This window comes from Mycobacteroides chelonae CCUG 47445, from assembly GCF_001632805.1.
Lineage (GTDB): Bacteria > Actinomycetota > Actinomycetes > Mycobacteriales > Mycobacteriaceae > Mycobacterium > Mycobacterium chelonae.
The window spans coordinates 3,371,654-3,380,936 of the sequence record NZ_CP007220.1 but is presented as its reverse complement, the minus strand read 5'-3'; the positions used below and the strand labels follow the sequence as shown (position 1 = coordinate 3,380,936).

Sequence of the window (9,283 nt, the reverse complement as noted above, 5' to 3'; positions counted from 1 at the left end):
TTGAGGAGTGATGACATGGCACAGGTCGATCTGACTGGTGTAGCCGAGACGGCGATGTGGACGCTGTATACCCGCGCCAACGAAGCGCAACGGCCCGATGGAGTCCTGAAGGATCCACAATGCGTCGAGCTGTTCGAAGCGGTCGACTATCCTTTTGAAAGCAAATTCGGGAAAGACCAGACCGGATTGCACGGCGAGAAATCTCGTCTCTTCGACACCGTGGTGCGTAAGTGGCTGACCGAGAACCCCAGCGGCACAATCGTTGAGCTGGGCGCCGGACTGGAGACTCAGTTTCATCGTCTCGACAACGGAACGGTTTCTTGGGTATGTGTCGATCTCGAAGAAGTGATTGCGGTGCGGGGAGAATTCCTGGCTCCTACCGAACGGTGTCGTTACGTCGCGGCCGATGCTCGCGACGTGTCGTGGTTTGACCAGGTAGGGCCCGGGCCCGTTCTCATCACAGCACAAAGCTTTCTCATGTTCCTCCCCGAAGAGCAGGTGAGACAGCTGCTGGTTGCCATCATCGACAGATTCCCTGGTGTGGAAATCGTTTTCGACACGATCTCGCCGGCCATATCCCAGAAGATGGTCAAGGGTTACCGGCCGACTGAAAACTACGAATTTCCGCCAGCGCCATGGGGAATCAAGCGGGACGACATCGCCCCACTACTGCAGCAATGGCATGGGGGCATTTCAAGCGTCGATGTGCGGAGTTTCGGTGCAGTCCACGGAACCCTGAATGTGCTTAAGCCACTGTTCCTTCGGGTTCCGGCGCTGCGCGCCGTCCTGCCAGTTGTGGCACATCTGAAAACGTAAACCTGGTGCGCGCCACCATCTAGGTCCGCATCCTCCGTGTTGGCAAGGGCTCAAGCCCCTGACCAGCGCTTAAAAGCTAAGGGGTCGTGTAGTGCGTGTCGTGTCGTTTGGGTATCAGGTCTGGGGTTATCGGACTTTGCAGGCGTTGATCGATCTGGGGCATGAGGTGGTGCTGGCGGTTACGCATCCCTCGAGTGAGGAAGCGTATAAGGCGATTTGGTCGGCGCCGGTTGATGAGCTTGCGCGTGAGCACGGTATTCCGGTGCATTTGGCGACGCGGGTGGATGCTGAAACCATCGAATTGGTTAAGGGTGCTGAGCCTGATGTCATTGTGGTCAATAGTTGGTATAACCGGATGCCGGTGGAGCTCTATGATTTCCCGCCGCATGGCACGCTGAATTTTCATGATTCGTTGCTGCCGAAATTTACTGGGTTCTCGCCTGTTTTGTGGTCGTTGATCAGTGGTGAGTCCGAGTTCGGGTTGACGGTGCATCGTATGGATAGCGGTTTGGATACCGGTGACATTTTGGTGCAGCATTCCCTGCCGATCGGTCCGGCTGATACCGGCACCGAGTTGGTGTTGCGGGGGATGGATCTGATTCCGGGGGTTTTGGCTGAGGCGCTGGGTGCGTTGGAGTCCGGTGAGGCGCTGTGGCGGCCGCAGAACAAGGCGGAGCGCACGTACTGCCATAAGCGTTCTGAGCGTGACAGTGCGATTGATTGGGGTTGGCCGGCCGAGGATCTGGAGCGGTTTGTGCGGGCGTTGTCGGATCCGTATCCGCGGGCGTTCACTTTCTATGAGGGCGGGCGTATTGAGGTTTTGGAGGCGCGGATTTCCGAGGCCCGCTATGGCGGTACGCCGGGGCGGGTGATCGTGCAAGAAGAAGGCGGGGTGGTGGTGTGTGGCGCTGATGCCTACCGCGTGGGTAACCGCGGGCTGGTGATCACCCGCATCCGAGACGCCGATGGCAACGAGCACAGCGGCCACGAGTACTTCCGGCGCGGGGGATATCTCAACAGCCACACCTGATCCCCAGGTGCGCGTTCAGAGCAACCCATGTGCCCGCAGATCCGATATGTATTTGGTGATGAGCGCGTGGTCGATATGGGGAATGTCGGCGCTGTCATCGTCGCTTCCGATCTTGTAGTTCTGCACCGCTTTTCGGAACTGATCGGTGGGCGTATCGGCGCCGCGGCGCGGGTGGCCCGGGGTGCGGTAGGCGTCCAGGAGCGGAAGAACCGAGCTGCGCCGTTGGTCGTCCGGCAGACCTCTTAGCGCCGTCTCGAAACGCGACAGCCATTCGTCGTAGTCGTCGATGATGTCGATGGTGTGGCCGTCTTCGACAAGCCAATCCACGAAGGTGTCCACCGAGATGCCATCATCGTGCGGGTTCATCACGTCATATGAACGGAATCCCTCGGAGTTGGCCAGCCCCAGGGTGGTGATCGCCTCCGTGACGAAATCTACTGGCAGGCCCTCGTAATGGGCCCGGGGACGGGAGCCGTCGTCGTCACCTTGATAGAAGCTGCGTGGTGCGATTCCGGTCAGTACCAGGCTCAGGAGCATGCGGGTGAAGGCATCGGTGACGTTGAGCTGACCACCGTACTGGCGGTGGGTGAGGATCATGTCGGAGCGGAAGACACTGACCGGCAGACCACATAGGTCGTACGCCTCCCGTAGCAGCACCTCGCCCGCCCACTTGCTGTTGGCATAGCCGTTGGCGTAGCCCGGGCCGATATGCCGAACGGGGCTGACCGTGCGAATGTCCCCGTCCTCGTCGAAATCGGGCACCGCCATCGCGACCGCCATTGTCGACAGATAGGTCACAGGCTTGATCCGCGTCGTCAGCGCCAGCCGAATAACCTCAGCGGTGCCAAGAACATTGGGGCCGAACAACTGGTTGTAGGGCAGTACGTGGTTCACCAGGGCGGCGGGATGGACAATCTTGTCGACTTCGCGAGCCAACTGCTCCCAGGTCGCGTCGTCAATGCCCAGACGTGGCTGGGTGATATCGGCGGCTATTACTCGCAGGTGCCGCCGGGCCAGCGCGCGGAATTCATCGAGCAGCACCTGATCGGTGTGGCCATACGCGGCCTCGAGGCGAGCCAGGGCGTCGTCGTCATCATCACCGCGGACCAGGCAGATCAGCTGGCCACCGGACTGGGCCAGTCGCTGCAGCCACTCCAGACAGAGGAATCTTCCGAGGTAGCCGTTGGCGCCGGTGAGCAGGACTGTGCCCACCGCGCCGGAGAATCGCTCCAGTTCCGCTGCACTGCTGAGTGTTTCGGCATCAATAAACTTGTCGAGAGTGAGTTCGTTCGCGTTGATGACAGTCACATCTGAGCCGTGCACGCTGGCCGCGGTGGCGGCACCGCTTTCTCTCGCGCCCTCGACGTAGGCGGCGAGCTTGCGCAGATCAGCGGCGGGTCCGGTGATCACGCCGACCGGCACCTCGACGTCGAATAGATCGCGCAGCAGGTTTGAAAAGGTCAACGCCGACAGGGAATCTCCACCGAGATCGATGAAATGGTGGTCCGGACGTACCGCGTCCGAAGACATGCCGAGCAGCGCCTGGGCCGCCTCGGTGACGGTCTCGATGACCGGTCGCTGCCGCGCGGTATCGCGCAGCTGTCGTAGCTCTTGGACGCGGGCTTCGGCGAGGTCGGCATAGAGCTGTTCGAGCCGATCGCCGTAGTACTCGATCATCTTGGGGCGTATCGGTTTACCGACGGCCGCGAGCATGCCGCTCTCGATGCTGAACGGCGTGGTCTCGATGATGAATTCGGCGGGAAGCTCATACGAATGCAGATGACTGGCGCGTGCGGTCCGCTGCAGCGATTCCCGGATCGAGTTCTTCAGGTCGACGGGGTCGGGGTGGGCGCGTAAGGCTTCCTCGGTGGGCACGATCACCGCGAGCAGGTACGCGCGTTCGCTGTTCCCGTAGACAAATATCTGGCGGACCAGCGGTGCACCAACGTACACCGTTTCCAGATTCGCCACCGCGACGAACTCACCCTGGGCAAGTTTGATGACGTTGTTACGCCTATCCACGTATACCAGCTCGTCGGGGGCGATCTCCGCCATCACGTCGCCGGTCCGGTAGTAACCGTCGGCGTCGAAGACCTCGGCGGTGACATCGGGCCGCTTGTAATACCCGGGCGTCGCGGTGGCGCTCTTCACCAGCAATTCGCCACGCGGATGGGGCTTGTCGGTGGTGTAGTACCCGAGTTCGGGGACATCGATGAGTTTGTAGTCGAGCACCGGCGGACGAGAGATCTTGCCGTCCCGGAACACGCCGCCGACCTCGGTGAGGCCATACAGGTCGAGCAGGTGGAAGTTGAGAGAGGATTCCAGGAAGGTCTTCATCTCAGGGGATAACGGTGCCGTCGCGAGCATGCCGGCCACCACGCGCCCACCCAGCACGTCCTCGCGCAGTTCGGCTTTGGCTGTGCGATCGGCCGAGTCGGCCTCGGCGCCCTCGGCGATGAGTGCGTCAACACGTGTCTGGTAATGCTGGAACAGCATGTCGACTACCCGCGGTACCACGCCCATGTGTGTGGGGCGGGCCAGCTGCCAGTCCTCGAAGAGCGTCGATAGATCGCTTTCGGGAACGAAATAGCAGGTGCCGCCGGGGATGAAGGCGGTCAGTAGTCCCACTCGGCCCGCGAGGTGGTTGAGCGGCAGGAAGTTGACGTTGATGATTGGGGTATCCCGGTTGGGGGCCGCGCCCGAGGACCAGAAGCGGGTCACCGTCCACTCGGTGAACATGGCGCCCTTGGGGGCGCCGGTGCTGCCGGAGGTGTACATGATCAGCGCTGTGCGCTGGTCGTCTCCGGCCGTGTACAGCACGGGCTCGGGCAGCCGCCGGCCGTTCGCAATAACCTCCGCAAGCGGCTCGACGACGACCCGCATGCCGGCAGCCTGTAGACGCTCCCTTGCGGCGGCGAGCTTCTCACGATGATCGTCGGTGTCGGGCCGGTAGTCGAACACCACCACCCGCTGCAGATCGGTGAGTCCCAATGCCGCCTCTACCGCCAGGTCCAGACAGTCGGCGCTCGCCGCCACCAGCCGCGGATTGGTCTCCTCCAGCATCATGCGCAGCTGGGTCACCGATGCGTTGTGTTGCAGCGGTATCGACACCGACCCGTTCATGAGAGTGGCAAGGTCCAGGGTGACGTAATCGGGGCTGGAGAAGCCGATGGTGGCCACGAAGTCATCGGTACCAATGCGATTCTCGCCGTGCTGCCACTCGGCGAGAATCGCCGAGATGTTGTCGAGAAGCTGTCCGTAGGTGATGGTTTCGAAGGCGGGCAACAATCGATCAACGGTGCGACCGGTGGCGGGGTCGGCGACCGATTCACGGGACCGGAAGCCCATCACCGGGCGTTCGGCGTAGCCGGTCAGCAGCGCGTGAAGCACCTGTGACAACCGCAGGCCGGGCACCAGCAGAGAATCCATGACCTCCGGGTCCGGCCGTGCGGCCCGGAACTGGGGGTCGGACTCGAACAGCTTCGTCGCCAGGGCCGCCGCATCGGTGTCGTAGTTGGCCTGAATATGGGCGGTCATTAGGGGCCTCTCTACCGGTCCGGCAGCGGACGCTCGACGATTACGCTGCGTCCGAACGGTTCCCGTTCGCGACGCTTGGCCGCCACATATACCTGAGCGGTTTCGTCGGCGACAGTCGCCCAGTCGAAGTCCGCGGTGAGACGTGCGCGCGCCGCTACGGCACGTTCGGCGGCACCGGCCGGGTCATCGAGGGTGCGTTTGACGGCATCCGCGATTCCCGCCACATCGCGCGGCGTGAAGGACAAGCCGGTCGCGCCGTCGATGACGGCCTCGCCGAGCCCGCCGACGTTGGATGTGACAAGGGGAGTGCCAGCGGCGGCAGCCTCGAGCGCCACGATGCCGAATGGCTCGTAGTGGCTGGGCAGCACGATGGCGTCGGCGCGGTGCAGCCACTGCAACAGCCCCTCATGGTCCAGATTGCCCAGGAACTGCACGGACTTGACGACCTTGTGCTTACGCGCCTGCTCGAGGAGCCAATCCTGTTGAGTGCCATCACCGGCGACCGCCAACACGGTTCCGGGGTGCGCGCGCCGGATCTTGGGCAGCGCCGCGATGGCATCGTGGATGCCCTTTTCGTATTCAAGTCGCCCGACGAAAAGCAGCACCGGTGCCGTGCCGTCGGAAGGCAATCGGGGAGCGAACACCCAGCGGGTGACGTCGATGCCATTTCGGATGACGTGAACCTGGGGCAGCTCCGGTCCGAACAGCTCGGTCACTTCATCGAGCATCGAGGCAGAGCACGTGATCAGCGAGTCCGATTCGCGGGCCAGCCACCATTCCACCGAATGCACCTGTCGACTGATGCGTCCCGAGACCCAGCCGCTGTGCCGGCCGGCCTCGGTGGCGTGCAACGTCGATACCAGGGGCACGTCGAAATGCTCGGCGAGGGTGATCGCGGGGTGTGCCACCAGCCAATCGTGGGCGTGGACGACGTCGGGCCGCCAATCGCCGGAACCCTTGAGGCCCAAGGCCAATCCGGCGCGGACCATCGCATGTCCCATGGCCAGAGTCCAGGCCATCATGTCGGTGCCGAAATCGAAATCGTGTGGATCCTCGGCAGCCGCCACCACCCGGACGCCTTCGGACATCTCGTCGGATGTCGGGTGACTCGCCGGATCGGTACCTGATGGGCGCCGGGTGAGTACCACCACGTCATGCCCGGCCGCGGCCAGCTCGGTGGACAGGTGATGCACATGCCGGCCCAGCCCGCCGATGACCACCGGTGGGTACTCCCACGAAACCATCAGAATTCTCATTGATGAGCCTCTCGCGCGACGGTCTTGTTCATCGTGGCAGCCTCCGGGCATCAAGCGCGCCGAACAGCCCGTCCGCACGGTTCCAACCGTCGGCCAAACGGATTGCGGCATCGTGCCGTCCACTGGCCAGTGCCGCGGCGATCTCGCGGGTGGCGTGCGCGTGCAGATGCGCGCGGTAGCGCGCGTAGTCGGCCGCCGAGTCCTTGCTGACCATGAAGGGCCAGTCGCTGGAGACGGTCAGCAGTGCCTCACGCAGGATCTGATCGGCTACCCGATTACGGGTGTGCGGTGCGGGTTGTTCGTTGAGTGCCTTGTCCACCGCGGTGAGGGCGGTGTCGACCACTTCGGTGTTCAGCTGCACCAGATCGGCCACCTTCTCGCCGTTCCACACATGCCAGTCCTTACCGGAACCCCATGAGCTGGCAGGCAAGTCGAAAGGCTTGCCCACGTATCCGCCTTCGCGAGCCTGCTCCAGGGTGCCCACCTGGATTCCGGCCTCGGGCAGGGCGCGAAGCACACGTTCGAGCCACATCGGTCCCTCGTACCACCAATGGCCGAACAGTTCGGTGTCGAACGCCGCGATGACATGCGCGGGCCGCCCGATGCGGTCGGACTCGGCGATCAGGCGCTGGCGCACGGTATCCACGAAGTCACGGACATGGACGTCGATGGCTCCGTCGGCACGCTCGGGGTCGTACGGCGCCTTGGCTTCCGGTGCCACATTGCGTCCGGTAACTCGCGCGGGCTTAAGGCCGGTGTCATGGTCGTAGGTGTGGAAGTCGCGGTAGGCGGCATGGCCGGGATAGCCGGACTTCGGTGACCACACCCGGTAACTGACCGTCAGATCGCGCCCGAACGCCACCACATCTGAGTCGCCCACCGGACGGCCCAGTGAGGTGTCTCCCTGCAGAGATGGCCCGTCCACCATGAAGTGGTTGACCCCTGCGGCCGCGTAACCCTCCTCCATGCCCGGGGCGTAGGCACATTCCGGCGCCCAGATGCCGGTCGGTGCATGCCCGAAACGCTGTGCGGCATCGGCCAATCCCTCGCGCAGGGCGAACTCGCGCAGCCGGGGGTGCAGTAGCGGCTGGAATGGATGGGCGAGGGGACCGCCCAGCAGCTCAATCGCCCTTGCATCGATGAGGCTGCGCAGCGGCCCGCTGCCACCATGTCGCCAGTACTGATCGAACTCATCGAGAGCGTTTGTGGCGCTGCGGTATTCGCGGACCCCGAAGGCGCGCAGCATCTCCGGGCTGGAGGCGGTGCCGGGTTCGGCGTCGGTACTGGTGATGGTGGCGGCCTCGAAGGCGCGCAGTTGCCAATTGGCCAGCCAGCTGTGCAGCCCGGTGAGGCAGTGTGGATCATCCAGCTGCGCGGCCACTACCGGTGTGATGCCGAGAGTGATCAGGTTTTCCCGGCCCTCGGCCGCCAGCGTCCGAAGCGCCTTGAACAACGGGAGGTAGGAGGCCGACCAGGACTGATACAGCCATTCCTCGCCAACCGGCCAGCGCCCGTGGTTGGCAAGCCATGGCAGGTGCGTATGCAGCACCATGGTGAACAGCCCAGGAACCTTCTCCGTCACGGAATCACCGCAATGGCAACCAGATCCAGACTCTGGTCAATGTCGCGTTCCCCCGCGTCGATGATTTCGAAATCCTCGGTGGTCAAACCTGTGATGTCCGCGAGCAGATCCTGTGGCCACGGCGCGCCGGCGACCGCACGCTCGATCTGCGCATCGATGATCGAACCGCCGTATTTGGCGTCGAGCTCGCGAAGCCGTGGTCCGTGAAAGACACCGTAAACACCGTCCACCGAAAAGCCGTTTTCCACAAGGAGTTCGGTGAGTTCGGCGGCATTCAGCTCGCGAGTGTGGAACGGATTCAGCGGGGTATCGCGCCCGGGGGAGAAGGTGATGCGATTCGGTGTGCTGATCAGAAGGGAGCCGCCGGGGCTGAGCACGCGGGCGCACTCGCGGATGAACTGTCCCTGGTCCCACAGGTGCTCGATGACCTGGAAGTTCACCACCACGTCCACCGCACCATCGGTGAGCGGCAGGTCCGCCAGATTTCCGGCACGCATGTCCACGCGCGGATACCGGGCCTTCACATGCGCAATCGCCGACTCGTCGTAATCCAGCCCGATGACGTGCTCGGCCACACCGGCCAGCATGTTGGCGCCGTAGCCCTCGCCGCTGCCCGCCTCGAGCACCCTGCGTTCTGCACACAGGCTGCTGAGCCGCTCGTACACCACTTCATGGCGGCGGAACCAGTAGTTCTCCTCGGCGATCCCGGGCACGGTCCGCTCCCCGGTCAGCGCCAAGGCGTCCGGGTCATCGGCTGATGAGCCGCTTGCGCGAAGAGGGTCAGCCGGGTGCGGGTCGGTCAGGTGCGAGTTCATCGTTTGGCAGGCTATCGGGTGAACGCCGTGTCTTAATACTGGTGGCCCAGATCACAGGCCGGAAACCAGGGGTGAACCGGCTATGGTGTACGGGCGAACTCCGTATATTACCCGTGAGTAACTTTGTTCGCCGGATTAGTCACGAAACGTGACAGTGCGACTGGCGTAGTACGGGTGCGCGCGGAACCACCACGCAGCAGATGGCCAGCACACCGCTGGCAGACAGCGAAGAGGAAGGACGATCGGA

General features: G+C 63.3%; 6 protein-coding genes. 2 read left to right on the top strand and 4 right to left on the bottom strand.

What is annotated here, in order from left to right; all coding sequences use genetic code 11:
* The first annotated feature begins 15 nt into the window (after positions 1–15).
* Both BB28_RS16640 and BB28_RS16635 read left to right on the top strand, forming a co-directional pair.
* Positions 16–816: a class I SAM-dependent methyltransferase gene (locus tag BB28_RS16640; protein WP_046254294.1), complete on the top strand. Its 801-nt coding sequence runs from the start codon at positions 16–18 to the stop codon at positions 814–816.
* A 91-nt stretch (positions 817–907) separates the two neighbouring features.
* Positions 908–1,846 (top strand): methionyl-tRNA formyltransferase, encoded by a 939-nt coding sequence (locus tag BB28_RS16635; protein WP_046254293.1) that lies wholly within the window; start codon positions 908–910, stop codon positions 1,844–1,846.
* A 15-nt stretch (positions 1,847–1,861) separates the two neighbouring features.
* Here the strand turns inward: BB28_RS16635 and car are convergent, their stop codons facing one another.
* From car to BB28_RS16615, 4 genes are read right to left on the bottom strand one after another with little or no spacing between them, the layout of a single operon-like run.
* Entirely contained in the window at positions 1,862–5,383 is a 3,522-nt protein-coding gene (gene car / locus BB28_RS16630; protein ID WP_046254292.1) for a carboxylic acid reductase, read from the bottom strand.
* An 11-nt stretch (positions 5,384–5,394) separates the two neighbouring features.
* A complete protein-coding gene (locus BB28_RS16625; protein ID WP_030094161.1) occupies positions 5,395–6,639 on the bottom strand; it encodes a glycosyltransferase family 4 protein in 1,245 nt (414 codons plus the stop codon).
* Between the two features lie 28 nt (positions 6,640–6,667).
* The gene (locus tag BB28_RS16620) at positions 6,668–8,221 is read right to left on the bottom strand and encodes a 1,4-alpha-glucan branching protein domain-containing protein (protein ID WP_057968168.1); all 1,554 of its coding nucleotides are present in this window, start codon (positions 8,219–8,221) and stop codon (positions 6,668–6,670) included.
* Positions 8,218–9,036 carry a class I SAM-dependent methyltransferase gene (locus BB28_RS16615; RefSeq protein ID WP_046254291.1) on the bottom strand — a complete coding sequence of 273 codons (819 nt, stop codon included), beginning with the start codon at positions 9,034–9,036 and terminating at the stop codon, positions 8,218–8,220. The genes BB28_RS16620 and BB28_RS16615 overlap by 4 nt, the downstream gene beginning before the upstream one ends.
* Between the last annotated feature and the right edge of the window lie 247 nt (positions 9,037–9,283).

Bases quoted from the DNA above. Each gene is read 5' to 3' on its own strand.
- BB28_RS16640 (WP_046254294.1), top strand. From the start codon at position 16: ATGGCACAGGTCGATCTGACTGGTGTAGCCGAGACGGCGATGTGGACG.
- car (WP_046254292.1), bottom strand. From the start codon at position 5,383: ATGACCGCCCATATTCAGGCCAACTACGACACCGATGCGGCGGCCCTG.
- BB28_RS16625 (WP_030094161.1), bottom strand. From the start codon at position 6,639: ATGAGAATTCTGATGGTTTCGTGGGAGTACCCACCGGTGGTCATCGGC.
- BB28_RS16615 (WP_046254291.1), bottom strand. From the start codon at position 9,036: ATGAACTCGCACCTGACCGACCCGCACCCGGCTGACCCTCTTCGCGCA.